The sequence below is a fragment of the Polaribacter sp. ALD11 genome (assembly GCF_002831685.1).
In the GTDB taxonomy this organism is placed as follows: Bacteria; Bacteroidota; Bacteroidia; order Flavobacteriales; family Flavobacteriaceae; genus Polaribacter.
Map to the genome: position 1 here is coordinate 3,057,461 of NZ_CP025119.1, position 23,922 is coordinate 3,081,382.

The 23,922-nt window shown below is 31.4% G+C and carries 20 protein-coding genes; 13 read left to right on the forward strand and 7 right to left on the reverse strand.

Features of this window, described 5'->3' with window-relative positions:
• Positions 1 to 18 precede the first annotated feature (18 nt).
• The 7 genes from CW731_RS13335 (at position 19) to CW731_RS13365 (ending at position 11,326) form a co-directional block, all read left to right on the forward strand.
• A complete protein-coding gene (locus CW731_RS13335) occupies positions 19 to 3,207 on the forward strand; it encodes a SusC/RagA family TonB-linked outer membrane protein (protein WP_100947185.1) in 3,189 nt (1,062 codons plus the stop codon).
• Positions 3,208 to 3,217: 10 nt separating this feature from the next.
• On the forward strand, positions 3,218 to 4,711 hold the full coding sequence (locus tag CW731_RS13340; RefSeq protein ID WP_100947186.1) for a SusD/RagB family nutrient-binding outer membrane lipoprotein: 1,494 nt from the start codon (positions 3,218 to 3,220) through the stop codon (positions 4,709 to 4,711).
• Positions 4,712 to 5,004: 293 nt separating this feature from the next.
• Complete coding sequence (locus tag CW731_RS13345) at positions 5,005 to 6,459, forward strand: sodium:solute symporter (protein WP_100947187.1); 1,455 nt, start codon at positions 5,005 to 5,007, stop codon at positions 6,457 to 6,459.
• Positions 6,452 to 7,273 carry an N-acetylmuramic acid 6-phosphate etherase gene (gene murQ, locus CW731_RS13350; protein WP_100947188.1) on the forward strand — a complete coding sequence of 274 codons (822 nt, stop codon included), beginning with the start codon at positions 6,452 to 6,454 and terminating at the stop codon, positions 7,271 to 7,273. The genes CW731_RS13345 and murQ overlap by 8 nt, the downstream gene beginning before the upstream one ends.
• A gap of 14 nt (positions 7,274 to 7,287) precedes the next feature.
• A complete protein-coding gene (locus CW731_RS13355; RefSeq protein WP_100947189.1) occupies positions 7,288 to 8,394 on the forward strand; it encodes an acyltransferase family protein in 1,107 nt (368 codons plus the stop codon).
• Between the two features lie 10 nt (positions 8,395 to 8,404).
• A complete protein-coding gene (locus CW731_RS13360) occupies positions 8,405 to 10,093 on the forward strand; it encodes a glycoside hydrolase family 3 N-terminal domain-containing protein (protein WP_100947190.1) in 1,689 nt (562 codons plus the stop codon).
• A 27-nt stretch (positions 10,094 to 10,120) separates the two neighbouring features.
• Complete coding sequence (locus CW731_RS13365; protein ID WP_100947191.1) at positions 10,121 to 11,326, forward strand: exo-beta-N-acetylmuramidase NamZ domain-containing protein; 1,206 nt, start codon at positions 10,121 to 10,123, stop codon at positions 11,324 to 11,326.
• An 86-nt stretch (positions 11,327 to 11,412) separates the two neighbouring features.
• Here CW731_RS13365 and CW731_RS13370 read toward each other — a convergent pair whose 3' ends face one another.
• A complete protein-coding gene (locus CW731_RS13370; RefSeq protein ID WP_100947192.1) occupies positions 11,413 to 13,431 on the reverse strand; it encodes a M3 family metallopeptidase in 2,019 nt (672 codons plus the stop codon).
• Between the two features lie 182 nt (positions 13,432 to 13,613).
• Between CW731_RS13370 and CW731_RS13375 the strand changes: the two genes are divergently transcribed.
• Entirely contained in the window at positions 13,614 to 16,067 is a 2,454-nt protein-coding gene (locus tag CW731_RS13375; protein WP_100947193.1) for a LamG-like jellyroll fold domain-containing protein, read from the forward strand.
• A gap of 22 nt (positions 16,068 to 16,089) precedes the next feature.
• On the opposite strand, the gene purE is transcribed toward CW731_RS13375, so the two are convergent.
• The 3 genes from purE to CW731_RS13390 are packed head-to-tail and all read right to left on the reverse strand — an operon-like array spanning position 16,090 to position 18,190.
• Complete coding sequence (purE, locus tag CW731_RS13380; protein ID WP_100947194.1) at positions 16,090 to 16,569, reverse strand: 5-(carboxyamino)imidazole ribonucleotide mutase; 480 nt, start codon at positions 16,567 to 16,569, stop codon at positions 16,090 to 16,092.
• 2 nt (positions 16,570 to 16,571) lie between these two features.
• On the reverse strand, positions 16,572 to 17,729 hold the full coding sequence (locus CW731_RS13385; protein ID WP_100947195.1) for a 5-(carboxyamino)imidazole ribonucleotide synthase: 1,158 nt from the start codon (positions 17,727 to 17,729) through the stop codon (positions 16,572 to 16,574).
• 47 nt (positions 17,730 to 17,776) lie between these two features.
• Positions 17,777 to 18,190, reverse strand: coding sequence for a phosphoribosylaminoimidazole carboxylase (locus CW731_RS13390; RefSeq protein ID WP_100947196.1), 414 nt, complete (start codon positions 18,188 to 18,190; stop codon positions 17,777 to 17,779).
• Positions 18,191 to 18,298: 108 nt separating this feature from the next.
• On the opposite strand from CW731_RS13390, the gene greA reads away from it, so the two are divergent.
• Entirely contained in the window at positions 18,299 to 18,775 is a 477-nt protein-coding gene (gene greA / locus CW731_RS13395; protein WP_100947717.1) for a transcription elongation factor GreA, read from the forward strand.
• A gap of 169 nt (positions 18,776 to 18,944) precedes the next feature.
• A complete protein-coding gene (locus tag CW731_RS13400) occupies positions 18,945 to 19,331 on the forward strand; it encodes an HIT family protein (protein ID WP_100947197.1) in 387 nt (128 codons plus the stop codon).
• 183 nt (positions 19,332 to 19,514) lie between these two features.
• Here CW731_RS13400 and CW731_RS13405 read toward each other — a convergent pair whose 3' ends face one another.
• Entirely contained in the window at positions 19,515 to 20,663 is a 1,149-nt protein-coding gene (locus CW731_RS13405; protein ID WP_100947198.1) for a PAS domain-containing sensor histidine kinase, read from the reverse strand.
• A 77-nt stretch (positions 20,664 to 20,740) separates the two neighbouring features.
• On the opposite strand from CW731_RS13405, the gene CW731_RS13410 reads away from it, so the two are divergent.
• Together CW731_RS13410 and CW731_RS13415 are read left to right on the forward strand one after the other, a co-directional pair.
• Positions 20,741 to 21,601 (forward strand): flavin reductase family protein, encoded by an 861-nt coding sequence (locus tag CW731_RS13410; protein WP_100947199.1) that lies wholly within the window; start codon positions 20,741 to 20,743, stop codon positions 21,599 to 21,601.
• Between the two features lie 13 nt (positions 21,602 to 21,614).
• On the forward strand, positions 21,615 to 21,986 hold the full coding sequence (locus CW731_RS13415; protein ID WP_100947200.1) for a DUF3127 domain-containing protein: 372 nt from the start codon (positions 21,615 to 21,617) through the stop codon (positions 21,984 to 21,986).
• A 107-nt stretch (positions 21,987 to 22,093) separates the two neighbouring features.
• Here CW731_RS13415 and CW731_RS13420 read toward each other — a convergent pair whose 3' ends face one another.
• Together CW731_RS13420 and CW731_RS13425 are read right to left on the reverse strand one after the other, a co-directional pair.
• The gene (locus tag CW731_RS13420) at positions 22,094 to 22,339 is read right to left on the reverse strand and encodes a DUF1456 family protein (RefSeq protein ID WP_100947201.1); all 246 of its coding nucleotides are present in this window, start codon (positions 22,337 to 22,339) and stop codon (positions 22,094 to 22,096) included.
• An 18-nt stretch (positions 22,340 to 22,357) separates the two neighbouring features.
• On the reverse strand, positions 22,358 to 22,987 hold the full coding sequence (locus CW731_RS13425; protein ID WP_100947202.1) for a YqaA family protein: 630 nt from the start codon (positions 22,985 to 22,987) through the stop codon (positions 22,358 to 22,360).
• Positions 22,988 to 23,116: 129 nt separating this feature from the next.
• Between CW731_RS13425 and aat the strand changes: the two genes are divergently transcribed.
• On the forward strand, positions 23,117 to 23,743 hold the full coding sequence (gene aat, locus CW731_RS13430) for a leucyl/phenylalanyl-tRNA--protein transferase (RefSeq protein WP_100947203.1): 627 nt from the start codon (positions 23,117 to 23,119) through the stop codon (positions 23,741 to 23,743).
• The last annotated feature ends 179 nt before the right edge of the window (positions 23,744 to 23,922 follow it).

Here is a 23,922-nt window from a genome sequence, read left to right on the forward strand (position 1 = left end):
ATTTAAACTCAATTTTATATGAAAAAAACTTACAACCTAATAATAGTCTTGTTTATGCTCTTGGTTGTGCAAAGTTCATTTGCTCAACTGAAAACTATTTCAGGAACTGTTACCGAAAAAGGGAGTAAAATTCCTTTACCTGAGGTTAGTGTATTTATTAACCAAGTTAATAAAGGAGATATAACCGACTTTGATGGACGTTATTCTATAAAGGCTGAAGATTTAAAAGGAAAGACACTAACTTTTAGTTACCTTGGGTATAAAACTGTTACTATTAATTTAACAGGAGAAGATCAAGTGATAAATGCTACTTTAGAGCCAGATTCAACAAATCTTAATGAAATTGTAGTTACGGCTTTAGGTATTAAAAGAGAGTCAAAAGCTTTGGGGTATTCATTAACCAAAGTAGACGGAGAAGATTTATCTACTGTTAAAAGTTTAAGTGCTGTGAACTCTTTACAAGGAAGAGTTGCGGGTGTTAATATTTCTAGCGGTAGTGGTGGAGCTGCAGGTTCTAGTAGGGTTATTATACGTGGTGCGAGTTCATTAACAGGAAATAATCAACCATTGTATGTAATAGACGGAATTCCTGTTATTAATAATACCAATGGCTCTGTTGTGGGTGCAACAAACAATGCAACAGGAGATGGAGGAGATGATATCTCTTCACTAAACCCCGATGATATTGAAAGTGTATCCGTTTTAAAAGGAAGTTCAGCAGCAGCTCTTTATGGTTCTTTAGCTTCTAACGGTGTAATAATGATTACCACAAAATCGGGTAAGAATAAAAAAAAGATGGGAATAGAATATTCTAGTTCTTTTACTTTTGATAAAGTAAACACAGGTCTTCAAGATTTTCAAACAACCTACGGACAAGGAAATAACAGGTTAAGACCAGGGTATGAATATGATTTAACTGGTAATCCTGTAGAAATAGGACTGAAAGCCAGTGCAATTGATGATTCTTATGTGAGTTCTTTACAATCTTGGGGTGCACCTTTAGATGGTTCGTTAGTATATAATTGGGACGGAGTTAAAAGACCTTATTCTTATGCAGGTAATAATTTAGATAAATTTTACAAAACAGGTGTTACTTCAATTAATACGCTTGCACTTGCAAAAGGAGGCGAAGATTATAATTATCGTTTGTCTTTTTCAAACCTAGATAATAAAGATATTTTTCCTAATACAACCTTAAAAAGAAGATCGATATCTTTAAATGCTTCTGCTAAAATTAGTTCAAAATTAACATCTACAATCAACACAAAATACATTGTAGAAGATGTACATAATCGTATAAGTATTGGAGATACACCAGGAAATGCAAACACAGTAGCTTTTGTATTGCCAAGTAGTTTAAATATTTATGATTTGAAGCCAGGTTCTAATGAAGAAGGAACAGAGTTAAGGTTTCAGCCAAGTCAGTTTATCTCTAACCCTTATTGGGCAACAAATGATTTTAATAATGATGATACTAAAAATAGACTTACTGCATCAACAACTTTAAAATATGATGTAAATGATTGGTTAAGTGTTACTGGAAGAACGGGTATCGATACGTATGATTTGTCAAGAAAAAGAGTGACTCCTTTTGGTACAGCTTACAGACCAGCAGGTGAATTATACCAAGTAAAATCTACTTATAAATTAGTAAATTCAGATGTTATGTTAGGTATTGATAAAGATATCACAGATAAAATATCAATAAATTCTATATTAGGCGCTAATTCTAGAACATCTAGTTTCGAATCTTTAAGTGCGTTAGGAAGAGGTTTTATTGTTGTTGGGTTAGAAGATTTAAACAATACAACACTGCCAGAACCAACTTATGGGTTTTTCGAAACAAAAACAAATTCTATCTACGGTTCATTTGAAGCAAGTTATAACAGGTATTTGTATGTAACTTTTACAGGAAGAAATGATTGGTTTTCTACACTTTCTTTTCCTGGGAAAACGACACCAAATGACGGGTTTTATTGGTCTGTAAGTCAGAGTTTATTATTAAGTCAGGCTTTTGATTTACCAGAAGCAATTAATTACGCGAAAGTAAGAACCAGTTATGCGCAAGTTGCAGGTGGCGCTAGAAATGCTTATAGTTTAAATTTAGATTATGCAATTACAGGATCTTTTCAAGGACAGTCTTTCGGGCAGTTAAATGGAAATTCTATCCCAAATCCAAACTTAATTCCGTTTCAAAAAAATGAATTTGAAGTTGGTTTTGAAGGGCGTTTTTTTAACAGTAGGTTACATCTTGATATGGCTTATTATGCAAACAAAACTCAGAATGATATTGTTAGAGCAGCAGCTTCTCAATCCTCAGGATTTACTTCATCAATTCTTAATATTGGTGAATTACAAAATAAAGGATTTGAATTTTTAATAGGAGGTTCGCCAATTAAAACAGAAGATTTCTCATGGAATACTTCATTTAATTTTGGGTATAATAATAGTGAAATTATTCACACAGATGATGAAGATACTGCTATTAATGTAGATGGAAGTTTAACGAGATCTAGAACAGCAATTATTTCTCATATTGTTGGTGAGAATTATGGGGTAATTTTCGGTTCTTCATATAAGAGAGATGAAAACGGAACGATTATGTATAACAATAGTGGTACGATACCAAAACCGGTTCAAGGAGAAAATAAAATACTAGGGCAAGGTGTTGCACCTTATACCATGGGTTTCTCAAATAGATTTAGTTACAAGGATTTTTCATTAAGTTTTTTAATTGATGCAAAGTTTGGAGGAAGTGTACATTCTGGAACAAACAGAGAATTAATGATGAGAGGACTTCATAAAAAGACACTTAAAGGTCGAGAAGATGGTTTAGAAGTATCTGGTATTGATAATGCTACAGGGCAAGCATTTACGAAGGTTGTGGCTCCAGAAAACTTACGAACTTATTATGGTTTTATAGGTGAAGAAAATTCAGGAATTTCTGAAGAATTTGTATACAGTACAGATTTTATTAAGTTTAGAGAGGTAAGTCTGTCATATAGTCTTCCTCAAACAGCATTAAAAAATGTTTTTATTGACAATGTAAGATTGTCTGTTATAGGTAGAAACCTATTCTTTATTTCAAGAAAAATTGATAATGTAGATCCAGAGGCTTCATTAAATAATTTAAACTCTCAAGGTATAGAAAGGTTTGGAACACCATCAACAAGAAGTTATGGGTTTTCAGTAAACGTTAAATTTTAAAAAATAGAATATGAAAAAAATATTTATTTTAGTAGTAATACTATGTACATTTAGTTTTTGTGATGACGGTTTCGAAGAACTCAATGTAAATCCAACAAAACCAGTTCAGTTAGATCCATCAACAAAACTTACTTATATTCAGTTATACACAGGTGGTAGTAGTTATGTTGCGTATTTATTTTGGAATGTTATTCATTTTATGCAAAACGTACAGCACTTAAATAATACGTCGTACGTATCCTTTTTATATAAAGAAGGAAATACACATTGGTTATTTGAAGAGCAATTTAAAACTACTGTAAAAAACATTGCAGATTTAGAAGCACAATTAGAAGCAAGTACAGCACCTACTGCAACGGTAGATTTAGCGATTGCAAGAGTACAAAAAGTTTTAATTTTTAGTAGAATAACAGATGCTTATGGAGATATTCCATACAGTGAAGCTGGCAAAGGGTTTTTAGAAGGGATTCGTTTTCCTAAATATGATACACAAAGTTCTATTTATACAAATATGTTAGAAACATTAGAAGCTTCTGCTACTGTTTTAAATTCAGGAGGTATAAGTTCTTATGGTACTGCAGATTTAATGTTTGCTGGTGATACCGGGAAATGGAAAAAGTTTGCCAATTCATTAATGTTACGTTTGGCGATGAGAATGGTAAAAGTAGACGATGCAAGTGCGAAAGCATGGGCAACGAAAGCGATTAATGGAGGAGTGATGACAAGTAATGCAGATATTGCTTTTTTACAATATGAGAATTCTGCAAATGATGGTGGACCAAACGTAAATCCGCTTACCAAGTGTTTTACTTCTAGAGCTTCAACTCAAGTTAAAATTTCTAAAACTTTTATGGATTTTATGAAAGATAGAGATGATCCAAGAGTTTCTGTTTTAGCATCTACAGTTAGTGGAGATACAGATCCTACCTTACAATTTGGTCAAGATATAAATGTTGATACAAGAGGTACAGCAAATTCAAAACCAAACATCAATATTTTTGGTGGTTCGGGAAATGTAGTTTACGATGCTCCTTTTTTCTTTCAAACGTATGCAGAGGTTGAGTTTATGTTAGCCGAAGCAGGAGAAAGATGGAGTTTGGCAGGTGGAGCTACAAATGTTGAAATACATTACAATGCAGGTGTAACTGCGGCAATGCAATATTTATCGATGTATGGTAATGTCGCAAATATTACAACTACTCAGATAGACGATTACTTAAATACGAATCCTTTTGTATCCTCGGAGGCTTTAAAAATGATTAATGAACAATATTGGGTAGCTACATTTGGTAATGGTTTAGAAACTTTTTCAAATTGGAGAAGATCTGGTTATCCAGAGTTAGTGCCTGCAAGTGTTGCAGCTACGCTTACAGGTGGTGAAATTCCAAGAAGATTGGTGTATCCAGCTTCAGAAAAATTAAACAATCCAGTAAATGTTGACGCAGCAATAACGCAACAAGGAGGAGACCTTTTAACGACAAGAATGTGGTGGGATAAAAATTAATTGAGAAAAAGATAATTTTTAAAAATAAAAGAGAGTAACAATATTTGTTTTTAGTTTGAATTTGTGATAGGAGGTGAGATACTAAAAGACGAATCTCACCTCTTATTTTAATAAAGAGTTTAAATTTAGGAAGACAATTCTTCTTAAAATTGAAAAAGTAAAAACTCATGTATCAGAAATTCAACTTCAAAAATTAAATTACAACTATTTTTAAAAAAAAGTATGTCAACTTCAATACCATAACTAATGGTACTTAATAAATAATAAAAGTAGTTTAAAGCTAATAAATTAAAATGAACTCAACCATAATTCTATTAATCATTGTATCTTATTTTGGGGTATTAATGTTAATATCACACTTTACTTCAAAAAACACAAGTGACGATTCCTTTTATACAGGAGACAGAAAATCTCCTTGGCAAGTCGTTGCTTTTGGGATGATTGGCGCCGTTATGTCTGGTGTAACATTTGTTTCTATACCAGGAATGGTAAGTAATAATTACTTTTATTATTTACAATTCGTTTTCGGAAACGTAGTGGGTTATGTGTTTATAACTTACGTGTTAATTCCCATCTATTACAATTTAAAACTGGTTTCGATATACAGTTATTTAGAAACCAGATTCGGACCAAGAACGTATAAGACAGGTTCTTTATTTTTCTTGATTTCGCAATCTTTTGGTGCAGCATTAAGATTGTTGCTAGCAGCAAAAATTTTACAATATGCAGTTTTCGATGCGTTTAATATTCCTTTTTATGCAACCGTAATTATCATATTAATCTTAATATGGATGTACACCAATAAATCTGGAATTAAAACCATTGTTTGGACGGATACTTTACAAACCTTCTTTTTATTAATGGCTGCAATCGTATCTATATTTATTATAAAAGACGCTTTAGATTTAAGCGTTTCAGAAACGATAACTTCTATTACAGATCATAAATATTTTAAGGTTTTTAATTGGGATTTTAATTCGGGAAGTAACTTTTTTAAACAGTTTATTTCTGGAATTTTGATTGCTGTAGCTATGGTTGGTTTAGATCAAAATATGATGCAAAAAACCTTAACCTGTAAAAATAAAAAGGAAGCACAACGTAATATATTAACATTCAGTTTGTTTTTAGCCTTGGCTCAATTTCTTTTTTTAGGTTTAGGTGTGATGCTTTATTTGTACGCAGAAAAATTCGGAATTCAGTTAGAAATGGAGAACGGAAAGTTTATCAATACAGATAATTTATTTCCAATGCTTTCTCTTGGAAATTTTGGAACTGTAGCAGCGGTTAGTTTTATTTTAGGAATAACTGCGGCTTCATTTTCTAGTGTAGATTCATCATTAACAGCACTAACAACATCTTTTACAGTAGATTTTTTAGATGTGAAAAATAAGAATTCAAAAGAAAAAAAACGACTTAAAAATTACGTGTTACTTGGTTTTTCTGTGATCATTTTTATCATCATAATGTTGTTTTCAGAAAGTAAAGGAGATGTAATTACAACAATATTTAAAGTTGCAGGCTATACGTATGGTCCGTTATTGGGGCTCTATTTGTTGGGTATTTTTACTAAAATAAATATAAAAGATACAGTAGTACCTTATGTCTGTATTTTAATGCCATTGCTAACTTATTATTTAAACTACATCGTTAAAGAAAAATTTTCTTTCGATTTAGGCTTTATGAATATATTATTAAACGCATCATTAACAATTTTAAGTTTAATCCTCACACGAAATAAAAATGATTAACAACCTAACAACAGAGCAAACATCAGATTACAATAATTTAGAAGAAATGAGTACGTTTGAATTACTTTCAAACATGAATATAGAAGATAAAAAAGTACCTAATGCAATTGAAAAAGCCATACCACAAATTGAAAAATTAACGGATGTTATTCATGCGAAAATGAGTAAAGGAGGAAGGCTTTTTTACATTGGAGCAGGAACAAGTGGTAGATTAGGGGTTTTGGATGCATCTGAATGTCCGCCTACATTTGGGGTTTCAGATAATTGGATTATTGGAATAATTGCTGGTGGAGATACAGCGCTTAGAAAAGCTATTGAAAATGCAGAAGATGATACCGAGTTAGCTTGGAAAGATTTACAAGAACACAATATTACAGACAAAGATGTTCTTGTTGGTATTGCGGCTTCGGGCACTACACCGTATGTAATTGGTGGCTTACAAAAAGCGAAACAGCACCAAATTATAACTGGCTGCGTTACTTGTAATAAAGATTCCCCATTATCACTAGAAGCAGGCTTTCCTGTAGAATTAATTGTTGGGCCAGAGTTTGTTACAGGAAGCACAAGAATGAAAGCGGGTACAGCACAGAAGTTAGCCTTGAATATGATTTCTACAACGGTGATGATAAAATTGGGACGTGTAAAAGGAAATAAAATGGTAGACATGCAACTATCAAACAAAAAGCTTGTTTCAAGAGGTGTTAGAATGGTCATGGACGATTTGAATATTGAAGAAGAATTGGCAACCAAATTACTACAAAAATATAAAAGTGTTAGAAAAACGATAGAAGCATATAAAACTGAAGTTAAATAATTGAATAGTTAAAAATGATAGTAAAAGAAAGACTAAAAGCATTAGATGTTTTAAGGGGAATCACTATAGCTGCAATGATTTTGGTGAATACACCAGGTAGTTGGTCTTATGTATATTGGCCTTTATTGCATGCGAAATGGCATGGTTTTACACCAACAGATGCCGTTTTTCCTTTTTTCTTATTTATTGTTGGTGTTTCTATTCATTTTGCCTTTAAAAATTTTAAGCCAAAAGAAAACCCGAAGGCATTAAAGAAGATTATCAAAAGAACCTTTATCATTTTTGCAATAGGACTATTTTTAAACCTCTATCCTAAATTTAATTTTGAAACGGTTCGATATTTCGGAGTTTTACAGCGTATTGCGCTTGCTTACGGAATTGGTGCTTCCATTTGTTTGCTCTTCAATAAAAGAAGCCTAATCTATGTTACCGCCAGTATTTTAATAATTTACTGGGGATTGTTATATTTCCTTGTTCCAGAAAATCCGTTTGAACCACAAACCAATTTAGTGGGTAAAATAGACTTGTATTTATTTGGGTCAAATCATATTTGGAAAGGTCTGGGTTTTCCTTTCGATCCTGAAGGTTTATTGTCTACATTGCCTTCTATTGCAACTGTTCTTATAGGTAGTTTGACAGGAGGTTTTTTAAGTAAACCAACAGACATCACTCTTAAAATAAAAAGACTTTTAATTTATGGATTCAGTCTTGTAGTGTTGGGATATGTCTGGAGTTTTGTGTTTCCTATAAATAAATCGCTTTGGTCAAGTTCTTTTGTGTGTTTTTCCGCAGGTTTTGCAATGCTACTATTGGCGTTTTTAATATGGCTTATTGATGTGAAAAAATACAACTCCTGGTCTCAACCATTTATACATTTTGGTACAAATTCATTGTTTATTTTTGTTTTCTCTGGTTTGTATATAAAAACAATGATTTATTTGGTGAAAATTACAAATGCACAAGGTGAAACTACAAGTGGTTTAAATTATATATATCAAAATATATTTGTTCCAATTGCTGGAAATATGAACGGGTCGCTATTATTTGCAATTGCTCATATTCTCTTTTTTTGGTGTCTAGTCTATATTTTGTTTAGAAAAAAAATATTTATAAAAATTTAATTCATAAAAAATGAAAAAATCAGTTTCTATCTTTTTAGCCTTATTAGCAATGATTTTTAGTTGTGACAAAAAACAAACTAAAAGCAATATCTCAGAAAATACAAACCAAACAAAATGGGTAGATAGTATTTATAATACAATGACTCTTAAAGAAAAAGTAGGACAGCTATTTATGATTGCTGCGTATTCAAATAAAGAGGAAAGTCATACAGATACCATTCAAAAACTGATAAAAGAAAACGCAATTGGCGGACTCGTCTTTTTTCAAGGAGGCCCTGTAAGACAAGCAAAGCAAACAAACTTATACCAATCGACTTCGAAAGTACCTTTGTTAATTGCAATGGATGCAGAATGGGGTTTAAATATGCGTTTAGATAGTACTGCAAGGTTTCCTTATAATATGACACTTGGTGCTGTAAGTGATAACGATTTGGTTAGAAAAGTTGGTCATAAAATTGGTGAGCATTGCAATCGTTTGGGAGTTCATATTAATTTTGCACCTGTAGTAGATATCAATACAAACTCTAAAAACCCGATAATTGGTGTGCGTTCTTTTGCAGAAAATAAAATAAATGTCACCAATAAAGCAATTGCATTTACAGAAGGTTTACAAAGTTTAAATGTATTGGCATGTGCAAAGCATTTTCCTGGGCATGGAGATACCGACAAAGATTCTCATAAAACGTTGCCAACTGTTTCGTTGTCAAAAGAAAGAATTGATTCGGTTGAATTTTATCCCTATAAAAAATTGTTTAAAAACAACATTGCAGGTGTTATGGTTGCGCATTTGAATGTACCAAGTTTAGAAAGTACAGACGGACTTCCATCTTCATTGTCATATCATATTGTTTCAGATATTTTAAAAGAGAAACTGCAATTTAAAGGACTCATTTTTACGGATGCTTTAAATATGAAAGGGGCTTCAAACTATAAAGAAACTGGAGATATAGATTTGGCGGCGTTTATGGCTGGAAACGATATTTTGGTTTTAACAGAAGATGTTTCGAAAGGAATGTTAAAAATTATAGAAGCTTATAATAAAACAGAAATTACAGAAGAAAGGTTAGCGCATTCGGTTAAAAAGATTCTTACAGCTAAATTTAAGGTGCAGTTAAATAATTTTAAACCCATTGAAACAGCAAACCTTATTAGCGATTTAAATGATGAAACAAATGATGCACTAAACGAAGAAATATTTATAAATGCAATTACTACACTAAAAAATACGGATGAAATACTTCCGATAATAAAAGAAGAAAAAATAGCATTTGTGCATTTAGGTGATGGAAATTCTGCTGCATTTTTAGAAGAAATAAAGGCACATGTAACTGTTGATGTATTTTCTAATGCTACAAGTAAAAAGTTGCTTAAAAAACTCAAAAATTATGATAAAGTTATTATTGGTTATCATCGTTTAAATAGCCGACTAACTTCAAAAATTTCTAAAAAAGATCAGCAGATGATTGAAGAAATTGCGAAAAACAATAAAGTAGTTTTAGACGTATTTGCAAGTCAGTATTGTTTAGAAAACCTTTCATTTGAAAATATTGAAGCAACAGTTATTTCTTATGAAAATACTGATATTGCTCAAAAAATATCTGCACAAATTATTGTAGGAAATAAGGAAGCAAAAGGGAAATTACCCGCTTCTATAAACAACGATTTTGTAACAGGTAACGGAATTGAATTATTAAATTAAAAAAAAACTTAAAGAGTGCTACTAATTATGAAAAACTACATACTACTATTATGCGCTTTTATTATAATCTCTTGTGGTTCTAAAAAGAACAAAGAAACAGTACATACAGATCAATTAGAAAAAAAAACCGCAACAAAAATTATTGTAGCTGCAAACTTAACCAAACAGTATTTACCAATACTTAAAGGTAAAAATGTTGGTGTTGTAGCAAACCAAACAAGTGTTATTTTTAAAGAGGAAACAAATATACATCTTGTTGATTCTTTAATTGCTCTAGGTGTAAACGTTACAAAAGTTTTTGCTCCAGAACATGGTTTTAGAGGGAAAGCAGACGCTGGAGAACATGTAGCAGATGGTGTTGATGCAAGTACAGGTTTGCCTATTGTTTCTTTATATGGAGCAAATAGAAAACCATCGCAGGAGCATTTAAAAGGTTTAGATGTTATGCTGTTCGATATTCAGGATGTAGGTGTCCGTTTTTACACCTATATTTCTACACTTCATAATGTAATGGAGGTTTGTGCTGAGTTAAATATTCCACTAATTGTTTTAGATAGGCCGAATCCTAATGGGCACTATATTGATGGTCCGGTGTTAGAACAAGAAGCAAAAAGTTTTGTAGGAATGCATCCAGTTCCTACGGTTTACGGAATGACAATTGGAGAATATGGTAAAATGATTAATGGCGAAAAATGGTTAGAAAACGGAATTCAGTGCGACCTTACGGTAATATCATTAAAGAATTACACACATCATTCTGAGTATGATTTACCAATACTTCCTTCACCAAACTTACCAAACGCAAAGTCTATTAATTTGTATGCTAGTTTGTGTTTTTTTGAAGGAACAAATGTAAGTGCTGGTAGAGGTACAGAAATGCAATTTCAAATTTTTGGTTCGCCTTTTTTACTTGAAAAATCTTTTGATTTTAGTTTTACACCACAACCTAATTTTGGGGCAAAACACCCGAAGCATGAAGGGGAAATGTGCTATGGAAGAGATTTAAGAAATACAGAGAAACTGAGTAGTTTAAATTTAAACTGGCTGATTGAATCGTATAAGAATACAGAAAATAAAGCCCAGTTTTTTAATAAATTCTTTCTAAAGTTAGCAGGAACCTCAAAATTACAAAAACAAATTGAGCAAGGAGTTTCGTTTGAAGATATAAAAGCAAGTTGGCAAAATGATTTAAATACATTTCAAGAGGTTAGAAAAAAATACCTCTTGTATTAATTGCTGCTATTCATTAAAAAAATAAGTAAACAGTCTTCAGTTAGTCATTCTTAATAAATTGCCAACTGAAGATTGCTCACTATATATTAGATTAAACCCGCTCTTTTTAATAAAGCATCTGGTTTTGGCTCTTTTCCTCTAAAACGCTTGTACAAAGTCATTGGTTTTTCTGTTCCTCCTTTAGAAAGTACATTTTCTTTGAATTTTGTAGCTACTTCTTTATTAAAAATTCCTTCTTCTAAAAAATATTCAAAAGCATCTGCATCTAAAACTTCTGCCCATTTGTAAGAATAATATCCTGCGGAATATCCACCTTGAAAAATATGTGAAAAAGCAGTACTCATTACATTTTCTGCAACATCAGGATATAATTTTGTTTCAGCAAAAGCACCGTTTTCAAACTCTTTTACAGATGTAATTGTCTCTGGCGACTCACCACCGTGCCATTGCATATCTAACAAACCAAAACTAAGTTGTCTTAACGTTTGCATTCCTTCATGAAAACTTGCCGATTCTTTAATTTTCTCAACATATTTCATCGGAATAATTTCTCCTGTTTCATAATGTTTTGCAAATAACTCTAAAGCTTCTTTCTCAAAACACCAATTTTCTAAAACTTGACTTGGTAATTCTACAAAATCCCATGAAACAGAAGTACCCGATAAGCTATTGTAGGTTGTATTTGCTAACATTCCGTGAAGCGCATGACCAAATTCATGAAACAAAGTGGTAACCTCATTAAAAGTTAATAAAGAAGGTTTTGTTTCGGTTGGTTTTGTGAAATTACAAACAATAGAAACGTGTGGTCTTTCGTTAATGCCGTTTTTAATTTGTTGCGATTTATAAGACGTCATCCACGCACCATTTCTTTTTCCTTTTCTTGGATGAAAGTCAGCGTAAAAAATAGCTATAAAATTACCATTTGTATCAGTAACGTTATACGTTTTAACGTCTTCGTGGTATTTGTCGATATTAGAGACTTCTTCAAAATTTAAATCGAATAATCGATTTGCAATTTCAAAAACACCATCAATTACATTCTCTAATTTAAAATAAGGCTTTAATAATTCTTGGTCTAAATCAAATAATTCTTTCTTTAATTTTTCTGAATAATAAGCGCTATCCCATTTTTGAAGTTGATCTATACCATCTAATTTTTTCGCGTAATTTTCTAAGTTTTCAAATTCTTTTAGCGCTGCAGGTTTTGCTTTTTCTAATAAATTATTAGAAAAGTCAATTACTTTTTCTGGCGTTTCTGCCATTCTTTCTTCTAAAACAAAATGAGCATGTGTTTTATAACTTAATAAGTTGGCTCTTTCATGACGCAGATTCACAATTTCTAAAACAATTTTTTCATTGTTGAATTCATTGTCCTGAAATCCTTTTTTACCAGCAGCAATTGCCATTTTTTTACGCAATTCTCTATTGTCTGCATATGTTAAGAATGGAATGTAGCTTGGGTAATCTAAAGTAAAAATATAACCTTCTTTTTTCTTAGACTTTGCAACTTCTCTCGCAGCTTCTTTTTCGCTTTCTGGTAAACCTGCCAAATCATCCTCATTTGTTAAGTGCATTTCGAAAGCATTGGTTTCTGCCAATACATTCTCGCCAAATTTTAAAGAGAGTTTAGATAGTTTTGCATCAATTTCACGAAGTTTTGCTTTATCAGCTTCATTTAAATTTGCACCATTTCTTGCAAAACTTTTATATTGCTTGTCTAAAAGCATTTCTTGTTCTGGCGTTAAATCTAAAGTTTCTTTCGTATCAAAAACCGACTTTACTCTTTTAAATAAGTCTTTATTTAACGTAATATCATTTCCAAACTCACTTAACCAAGGAGAAACTTCTTGTGCTATTTTCTGGATTTCATCATTGGTTTCAGCAGAATTTAAGTTAAAGAAAATACTTGTAATTCTATTTAGTTTTTCACCAGAAAAATCTAAAGCAACTGTTGTGTTTTCAAAAGTAGGTGTTTCAGAATTATGTATGATTGCATCAATTTCTGTTTTTGCAATTTCAATCCCTTTTTTAATTGCTGGTTTGTAATTATTGTTAGAAATTTTAGAAAAAGGAGCAGTATCAAAGTCTTGTAAAAGTGGATTCATTGTATTTATTTTAAAGCTCAAATATAAAGATTCTATTAATCTTATCATTTGTTTAATTGAAGTTTCCTTTAAACGATAAAATATGTCTTTTTAGCGAAAATTTTTCAGTACTAATAAAATTTGACGCTATTTTTGTTTAATAATATTGTGATTTTACGCGTCCACAATTAAATATTAGAACCATGAAAAAACACATACTATTCTTATTTGTCTTTCTAACTCAAATTATTGGAGCTCAAATACCTTGTTCAGCTGGTTTTACAGGAAACGGAACCGATGATTATATTACAATTCCAAACACAAATGCAATTAACTTACAAAATACTAGAAATAGAACTGTAGAATTTTGGTTTAAACCTTCAGATATTACTACGAGACAGGTTTTGTATGAAGAAGGGGCTCAAGTAAATGTCATCCTTTTTTATATTGAAGGTGGTAGAGCTTATTTAGGTGGTTATAGAAACAATGCAAATAACAATACTAGAAGACGCTTTTTTAGATCTGCAATTGGAGATATTGCAATAGATAAATGGACGCATATTTCTTTTACAATTGAAGATACAGCTTCACCAGACATTACTTTTAAATGGTTTTTAGATGGTACTGAACAAGATTCTCAGGCAGGTTTACAAGTAAGCAATCATTCGGGTAATGTTTCTATTGGTAGAAATGGTGGTAGTGTAAGATACCCAACTAGTTTGTCGAATGCAAATTGGGGAGGAAGCGGAATAGGAACTTATAATGGAACATTCTCTGGAAGCAATGGAGCTGATAATAATTTTGAAGGAAATATTTCTTTATTAAGAATTTGGAATGTTGCAAGAACAGAAACTCAAATAGATACTAATAAGTCGATATATTTAACAACAGGAACTAGTTTGGTAGCATATCAAGATGGAGATCAAATAAAGTATAAAGCAAACGGGGCAGCATCTATTGGTGCAACTGCGACTGCAAACGGAAGTGGGACAACGTATACTTGGAATGGTGGTGTATCTACTGATTTTTCTAATAATGCAAATTGGTCTGGAACATCACCTGCAATTACAAAAACACAAACCGTAGTTATAAATAATGGTACTAATAAACCAGAAATAACTTCAGAAGTTAAAATAGGTAGATTAACCGTGAGTGCTGGTGCAGAGTTTATTGTACAAAGTGGTGCAACTTTAAATATATTTTACGGGTTAACAAACAACGGAACGATTACTGTAGAAGATGGTGGTGCATTAATTTTTAATTCATGTAGTGCTACCATTACTGGTTCTGGAACCTTCAACATAAAAAGAGCAACACCAATATATACAGGCAATAATTTTTATTCTTACTGGAGTTCTCCTGTAATTGCAGCAGATTCTAATATTGGTGGCGTTTTTCCTGATGCAGACTTAATTTATAGATTTGATGCAAGTAGTGCTAGTTCTAGTTGGGCTTCTCATGGAAGATCAAACTTTAATCCTGGTGTTGGTTATGCTATTCAAAATGAAGGTTTAGGTGGACAATTAAGAACTTTTAACGGTAAAATTAATGAGGGTGATGTTGTTGTAAATGTTTTTGCCACATCAAATTTAGCAAGTACAGATCCAAGTAATGTTTGGTCTACAGAAGGAGATAATTTAGTTGGAAACCCGTATGCATCAGCAATAAATTGGGATCTAGTAAGTGCAGATACAGACAATTTAGATATTGATGGTACTGTTTATTTATGGAACCAGAATACAGCAGAAGTTGGAGATAATAACGTGTCAGATTATTTACAATACAATGCTACAGGCGGTATGAGTAATACAACAACGGGTAAAATTGCTTCTGGTCAAGGTTTTTTTGTAAGAACTACAGCCAACAGTAGTATTACTTTTAAAACCACGCATCAGATTGTAGCAAATAACACACAGTTTTATAAAACGAATAAAGCCAAAACAATAGCTAAGAAAGAAGGAAGATCTTGGTTTACATTTAATAAAGGAAACAAAACAAATACACTTTTAGTTGGTTTTTTAAAAGGAGCTACCAATAGATATGACAGATTGTATGATGCGCCTTTCGACATCAATCAAACTTCTTTAGGTTTTTACACTTTGGTAAGAGGTAATAAAAAAGCATCTATACAAGGTTTTCCAAAATTAAAAAGAGATAAAAAAGTAGTAAAAGTAGGTTTTGTGGTTGACGAGTTAGGTGAGTACTCAATCGGTATTCAAGGGGAATCTATAAATGAAGATTATTATATTTATTTAAGAGATACAGAAGCTAAGAAAACAGTAGATTTAAAGCAAAGAGGTTATACTTTTAATATCGATACTATTGGTGAAAATAATACAAGATTTAAACTTATTTACACAAAAAAGAAGCGAAGAGCTACACAAAAAACAGGCAAAGAATCTTTACTTGTAGAAGAAATAGATTCTAAAGATTTTACAATTTATGTAGATGGAGCAAAAGAACTAATTGTAACCTATGATTTTGATGTAGATAATATAAAAGAAGTTACTTTGTATAATATTCAAGGAAGAAAAGTAAAATCGTTTTTAGGTAAGGAAACTAAAAATGTTTCTAACTTAAAAACAGGGATTTATATAGTAAACACTACTTTAATGAATAATATTAACATGACAAAAAAAATACTGATTGCTAATTAGCAATCAGTATTTCTAACTATTTTTATTTCCGAACCCTTTCCGAAGCTTGCTCAACTTTTAACTTTAATTCCTCTTTGTAAGCGATAATTCTATTTAAAACAAGTTCATCTGAAGCACCAATTATTTGAGCTGCTAAAATACCTGCATTTTTAGCCCCATCTAAAGCAACTGTAGCTACAGGAACGCCACCAGGCATTTGTAAAATAGATAAAATAGAATCCCAACCATCAATTGAATTTCTACTTTTTACAGGAACACCAATTATTGGCAACGGACTCATAGAAGCCACCATTCCTGGTAAATGAGCTGCGCCACCAGCACCAGCAATAATTACTTTGATGCCTCTTTTGTGTGCATTTTTAGAATACTCAACTAATTTTTCTGGAGTTCTATGAGCAGAAACAATATCTACTTCTATTGCAATATTAAAACTTTCTAAAATATCTATTGCCTCTTGCATTATTGGAAGATCAGAATCACTTCCCATTATTATTCCTACCATAATTATTTGCTTATCACTCTAATTGTTTCTTTTACCTTTTGTGCAACTTTTCTTGCAATATCAATATCTGAATTTACAATAGTAACATGACCCATTTTTCGAAATGGTCTTGTTTCTTTTTTTCCGTAAATATGCGGAGTAACGCCATCAATCTTTAAAATTTCCTCTATATTCTGATAAATTACATTGCCAGAAAAACCTTCTTCACCTACTAAATTCACCATAATTCCTGCAACTTTACTGTCTGTATTTCCTAAAGGAAGGTTTAAAATACTTCTTAAATGTTGTTCAAATTGATTGGTGTAACTCGCCTCAATAGAATAATGCCCAGAATTGTGTGGTCTAGGAGCCACTTCATTTACTAAAATTTTATCATCTTCTGTCTGAAACATTTCAACAGCTAATAAACCTACAAAATCTAAATCGCTCACTACTTTTAAAGCAACTTCTCTTGCTTTTTCTGCAACTTTAGAAGGTATTCTTGCAGGACAAATTACATACTCTACTTGGTTTGCTTCTGGGTGAAATTCCATTTCTACAACCGGGTATGTTTTTACTTCACCAGTTGCATTTCTTGCAACAATTACAGCCAATTCATTTTTAAAAGGAATTAGTTTTTCTGTAATACATTCTACATTTGGTAAACGTTCTAAATCTTGAATATTTCTAACAATTTTTACGCCGTTACCATCATAACCAAAACGTGCAGCTTTCCATACAAATGGAAATTCAATGATATTATTTTCGTAAGAATGTTTTAATTCTTCTAAATATGCGTAATGAGAAAATTCTGCTGTAGGAATTTGATGATCTATATAGAAGTTTTTCTGTCTTGCTTTACTTTGAATAATTCGTAAATCTTTTGGTTTGGGGAAAATAGTTAATCCTTCATCTTCCAATTTGTCTAACGCATCTAAATTTACATTTTCTATTTCTATAGTTAGTAAATCAACGGTTTTTCCGAAGTTATAAACGGCATTAAAATCTAATAAATCTCCAACTATAAAGTTATTGCAAATTTCTGCACAAGGTGCCTCTTTATTGCTTTCTAGAATAGAAGTGTGGATGTCGAATTTTTGTGTTTCTGCTAAAAGCATTCTTCCTAATTGACCACCACCAAGAATACCTAATTTAAAATTTGAAGAATAATAGTTTTTCACCTTAAAAGTTGTTGTGTTTCGGCAAAAATACACAACTATTTTAAGAATTAATTACTTATTCTTAAAGAACTTCCGTTTCGAGTGACTGTGTATTCTCTTGCAAAACAAGCATCCGTCCCTTGTGGTAAAGGTTCTCCAGTTAAAATACTGTATTCGCTGTCATCACAAACACACTTTAAGCGCTGTCCATCAAAAGACATTGGTGTGTTACAATCGAATTTAGGACATTTTCTGTCAAATGCCTTGTATCCTAAAGTAGCTCCGTTATAAAGAATAATTCCTTGCATGCCACCTGTTATTTTTGCAGAACCTGTAGGTGTTAATACTCCATTTAATTGTGGGTTATTTAAATCTAAAGGAACTGTTGCTATTGAATTTCGAAAGCAAGAGCTAATTCTAGTATTATCTTCGCATGAATAGAATATGAGGGTAAAGAATAAAAAACCGATTGTTTTAAACATAAAAATATTTTTGTTATTTTAATAACGAAGGCAAGTTACAAATATTTTGTATATTTGTATAACAATCTCATTCCTGAAAGGGCAATGGGATTTTTAAATTTAAACAACATGAGTGAGATATCATATTATTCTGCGGAAGGATTAAAAAAATTAAGAGAAGAATTAGTTCAGTTAGAACAAGTAGAAAGACCAAGAGTTACTACAGAAATTGCAGATGCAAGAGATAAAGGTGATTTAAGTGAAAATGCAGAATATCATGCAGCAAAAGAAGAGCAATCTCACTTAGAATTTAAGATAGCGAAGTTAAAGAATGTAATTTCTAGTGCACGTATTTTAGATGAAAGTCAATTAGATACATCTAAAGTTTTAATACACTCTAGTGTGGTAATTAAGAATGCTACAAACGGAATGGAGTTTAAATATAGATTGGTTGCAGATTCTGAAACTGATGTTAGAAATGGTAAATTATCTGTAAACTCGCCAATTGGTAAAGGTTTGTTGGGTAAAAAAGTGGGTGATGTTGCGGAGATTCAAGTTCCTAGCGGAATTATGAAGTTTGAAATTGTTGAAATTTCTAGAGAATAAAAGGGTTGTTACATTTGTAATTTACCAATTAATATTTATAAATTCGGGTTTTGATTTAGTCAAAATCCGAATTCTTTTTTATATTTACTTTCGTTTGTTAGATCGAGCGTAGGTAAGATCTAATTAATAGCCCCTTCGACTGCGCTCGAGGAGATACTTAAATAAAATTATGAGCATATTTACAAAAATAATTACAGGAGAAATACCAAGTTATAAAGTAGCAGAAAATGAAAATTTTATTGCTTTTTTAGATATTAATCCGAATGCTAAAGGACACACTTTAGTGGTGCCTAAAAAAGAAGAAAATAAGCTTTTCGACTTGTCTAGAGACGCATATAAAGATTTGATGGATTTTTCTTATACCGTTGCAAAAGCATTGGAGAAAGCAATTCCTTGTAAAAGAATAGGAATGAGTGTAATTGGTTTAGAAGTACCTCATGTGCATGTGCATTTAATTCCGTTAGATGAAATGGCAGATATTCAATTTTCGAAAAAAGTAAAATTAACAAATGATGAGTTTGTAAGTTTGGCTGAAAGAATTGCTGCTGAGTTTTAGTTTTCTTATGCTGAAATTTTAAAATTTTATTCTGAATAAACCTATTAAGGGTTGTTGTGTTTACATAGGAATAATAATAAGTTGGCAAACAAGTCTAGCCCTGATTGTAGCACTTGTTTGAGCTCTTTTTTATCTTTTTAGATAAAAAAAGCGAGTGCGGAAAGCAGGAAATAGCTTCTAAAACTAAACCTTATCTAACAAAATCTGGAATGTAGTTCCTTTTCCTATTTCAGATTTTTGTACAAATATTTTTCCTTTGTGGTAATCTTCTACAATACGTTTAGAAAGTGATAAGCCTAAGCCCCAACCACGTTTTTTTGTAGTAAAACCTGGTTTAAAAATCTGCTTGTATAATTTTTTTGGCATTCCTTTTCCGGTATCAGAAACCGTTATTTTTACTTTTTTTGGTGTATTTTCTATTCTTAAATTTAAAGAACCTTCTTTTTGCATTGCATCAATGGCGTTTTTAATAAGGTTTTCTATAACCCAACCAAACAATTCTGTGTTAAGGTTGGTTAAAATTTCTTTGTCTGAAGTTGTAAAGTAAAATGTGATTTGTTTAGAACTTCTCGACTCTAAATAATCGAATGCTTGTTTTGTAATGACAACAATATTTTCTTTTTTTAACTCTGGTGTAGAACCAATTTTAGAAAATCGATTTGCAATGGTGTTTAGTCTAGCAACGTCTTTTTCTATTTCTTCGACATATTTATCATCTATTTTTTCCATTTTTAAAATGGCAATCCATCCTAAAAGAGAAGACAGAGGTGTACCAATTTGATGTGCGGTTTCTTTTGCCATTCCGGTCCATAATTTATTGGTTTCTGCAGCTTTATTAGAATTGTAAAAGAGATAAATTACGCTTAAAAAAAGAAATAATATTAAAATTAAGGCAATGGGATAATAGGTAAGTCTGTTTAATAAATCTGAATTTCTATAATAAATAAATTGTTTGTTTTTCCCTTTATAGCTAATCTCAATTGGTGTGTTTTCGGTCTTCATTTTTTCCAACTGCTCTTCAATGTACTTCGAATCTAAAGATTTTACAGGGTCTAAATTTTGAAAGGATTCAATATTTCCTTGTCCGTCAACTAAAATTAAAGGAATACTTGTGTTGGTGGTAATAATTTTATCTTGTAAAGTAATGTCGGAATTTAAATCTGCGCTCGCCAATTCTTTTTGAGCAATTCCTAAAATTTCCATTTTAACCCTTTCTTCATTTTTAAATTTCTGAAAAAACATATAGGTGTTCCATAAGATTAGAGAAACAATAATCAAAGAAACTAAAATGGCAATTCTTTTAAATAGAAGCGTGTTGGTTAGAAAATTCATGAAAACAAATATAAAGGTTTCCCTATATAACTCATTTGTGATTTTGATAGTATCTTTACAAGATAAAATATTTTAGAATGCTTACAATAGATCCAAAAGAAATTTCTACGCAACAATTACACGGTTATTTATTAGGTGCTGTTGCGCCAAGACCCATTGCGTTTGCAAGTACAATTGATGCAGAAGGGAATCCGAATTTATCGCCTTTTAGCTTTTTTAATGTGTTTGGTGCAAATCCGCCAATAATGATTTTTTCTCCGGCAAGAAGAGTACGCGATAATACCACAAAACATACTTTAGAAAATGCTCTGGCAACCAAAGAAGTGGTTATAAATGTGGTGAATTATGCGATTGTACAGCAAATGTCTTTAAGTTCTACAGAATACCCAGAAGGTATAAATGAGTTTGAAAAAGCTGGTTTTACCATGTTACCATCCGATAAAATAAAACCATTTAGAGTTGCAGAATCGCCTGTGCAATTTGAATGCAAAGTGAAGGATGTTATTTTTACTGGTGATGAAGGCGGAGCAGGAAATTTAATTGTTTGTGAAGTAGTTAAAATTCATATTTCTGAAGATGTTTTAGATGAAAAAGGTGGCATCGACCAATATAAAATAGATTTAGTAGCAAGAGCAGGAGGAAGTTATTATTCGAGAGCAAGAGATGGGTTTTTTGAAATTCCGAAACCAATTGCTACTTTAGGTATTGGTGTAGATGCAATAGCTTCTATAATTAGAAATAGCACTGTTTTAACAGGAAACAATTTAGGTATGTTGGGTAACGTAGAGCAACTGCCAACCGAAGAAACTGTTAATAACTTTGCAAAAGAACATCCGCAATTTATTGGGTTAGAAACCACAAAAAAACATACATTTGCGCAAGAGTATTTAAAAAAGAATGATGTAGAAAGTGCTTGGAAAGTGCTTTTAATTAAATAGTTAAGATTATATTATGGAAGTTATTGGTAAAGTAAAGTTAATTGGAGAGGTACAAAGTTTTGGGGCTAACGGTTTTAGAAAAAGAGAATTAGTTGTTACAACAGATGACCAATATCCACAAATGATTATGATAGAGTTTGTGCAAGATAAATGTGATTTGTTAAACAATTATGCTGTTGGACAAGATGTAAAAGTATCTATCAACTTAAGAGGTAGAGAATGGATTAACCCACAAGGAGAAGCAAAATACTTTAACTCTGTACAAGGTTGGAGAGTTGAAAATGTATCTCAAACAGGGGCTCAAAACGAGAACTTGCCTCCAGTAGATCAATTTCAACCAGCATCTAATGTTTCAAATGAAGAACCAGACGATTTACCTTTCTAGAAAGATAGATCTTTAGATACATAAAAAAGAGTGCAATTTTTTAAATTGCACTCTTTTTTATTATATAAGTTTTTAGTTTTAATGCTTGAATCTAAAAGAGAAGAAGTTTATTTCTTTTCCCCTTTTTTAGGCATTGGTCCACGTAAATGAATGACCAATCCGTTTAAGAAATTACGTAAAATTTGATCTCCACATTCTACATATTTTTCATGCTCTTCATTTCTGAATAAAGCACCTAATTCACCTTTTGAAACTTTAAAATCTACTAAAGCGCAGATTTCTACAATGTCTGTGTCACGTAATTTGTGTGCAACACGTAATTTTTTTAAAATATCGTTATTTGTTAATCCCATACTACAAATGTAAGTTTTTTATGTAACTACTTTAAAAATTGCCCAAGCATAAATTGCAAATCGTAAAAAACGAAATAAACCAAAGAATACTACGTTTCTAAAAGGATATTTTATCATACCCGCTGCTAAACAAGCAATAGAAAAAGGCAAAGGTAACAATGCACCAACTAAAATTAAAAAACCACCCCATTTTTTAGTGTTTCTTAAATTAGCAGCCATTTTAACTTCTAAATAATTTTTTACAGATTCAATTTTCAAAGTCATTTTTCCTATAAAATAAGAAAGTAAACCACCTACGTAAGACAACGTAGCTAAAAGAGATAGGTTTAAAACCGGACTTTCTGTCTTACCAGACCATGCAATAAAAATTTCTGGAGGAACCAAACCTAATAAGGTTTCAGAGAGGAAAAAAGTAATTAAAATACCAGTTCTAGAAAAAGTTTCTGTAACCGTTTCTAACCCTTCATTAATATCATAGACATATTTGTTGAAAAGAAATAAGCCCAAAATAACTAAAACGATGGGTATGAAAGCTTTTTTTACACTTTCCCAGACAAACAAGTAAAAGCCAGTTCTACCATAATAATTATGGAGCCTCTTGCCTATAAATGCAGTCTTTTTTTTTCTTCTTTTGCGTTTATCTTCCAACTAGTCAATTATTTTTTATGAAGTTACAAAAATAGGAACAAAATCTAAATAAATAAGATTAGAATTTTAGATTAACGATTTTTTAATAAAACAGTAAATTCGCTAAATATTAGCATTAATTTTTACTACATGATTTGGCTTACCCATAAAATAGAATTTCCTGCGTATCAATTCACTTCTAAAGAAGGTATTATTGCCTTGGGTGGAGATTTATCTGAAGAAAGATTAATTCATGCTTACAAAAACGGAATTTTCCCATGGTTTTCTGAAGATGATCCTATTGTTTGGTATTGTCCGTTTGAAAGAATGGTTTTGTTTCCAGATGAAATAAAAATATCTAAATCGATGCGAAGAATCATCAATAAAAAAGAATTTACAATTACAGAAAATACCGCGTTTGAAGAAGTAATTTATAATTGTAAAAGTATTGATAGAAATGATGGTTTTGGAACCTGGATTACAGATGATATGGAAGCTGCATACATTAATTTACACAAAAAAGGAGTTGCAAAATCTATAGAAATTTGGTTAGATAATGAACTTGTTGGTGGTTTATATGGTTTAGAAATAAATAATATTTTCTGTGGAGAAAGTATGTTTAGCAAAGTATCTAATGCATCTAAATTAGCATTTATACATTTGGCTAGCAAAAAAAAGTATCAATTAATAGATTGCCAAGTTCATAATGAACACTTGGCAAGTTTGGGGGCCAGAGAAATTGAAAGAGATTTATTTTTAAAAACCTTAAAAGGTTGATGTTTGGTGTTTAATAGTTCATCTGAAATATTTTAAGATTTCTAGAATGAGAATCTTATTGTATCTTCTAAGCTCTAAAATACTATTGTTATATTGAAGGCGTTTATTTATTACGTAATCAATTGTTTGTCAATAGCGTTAAAATATTAATTATTAAAGACAATCTTAGAACAAATACT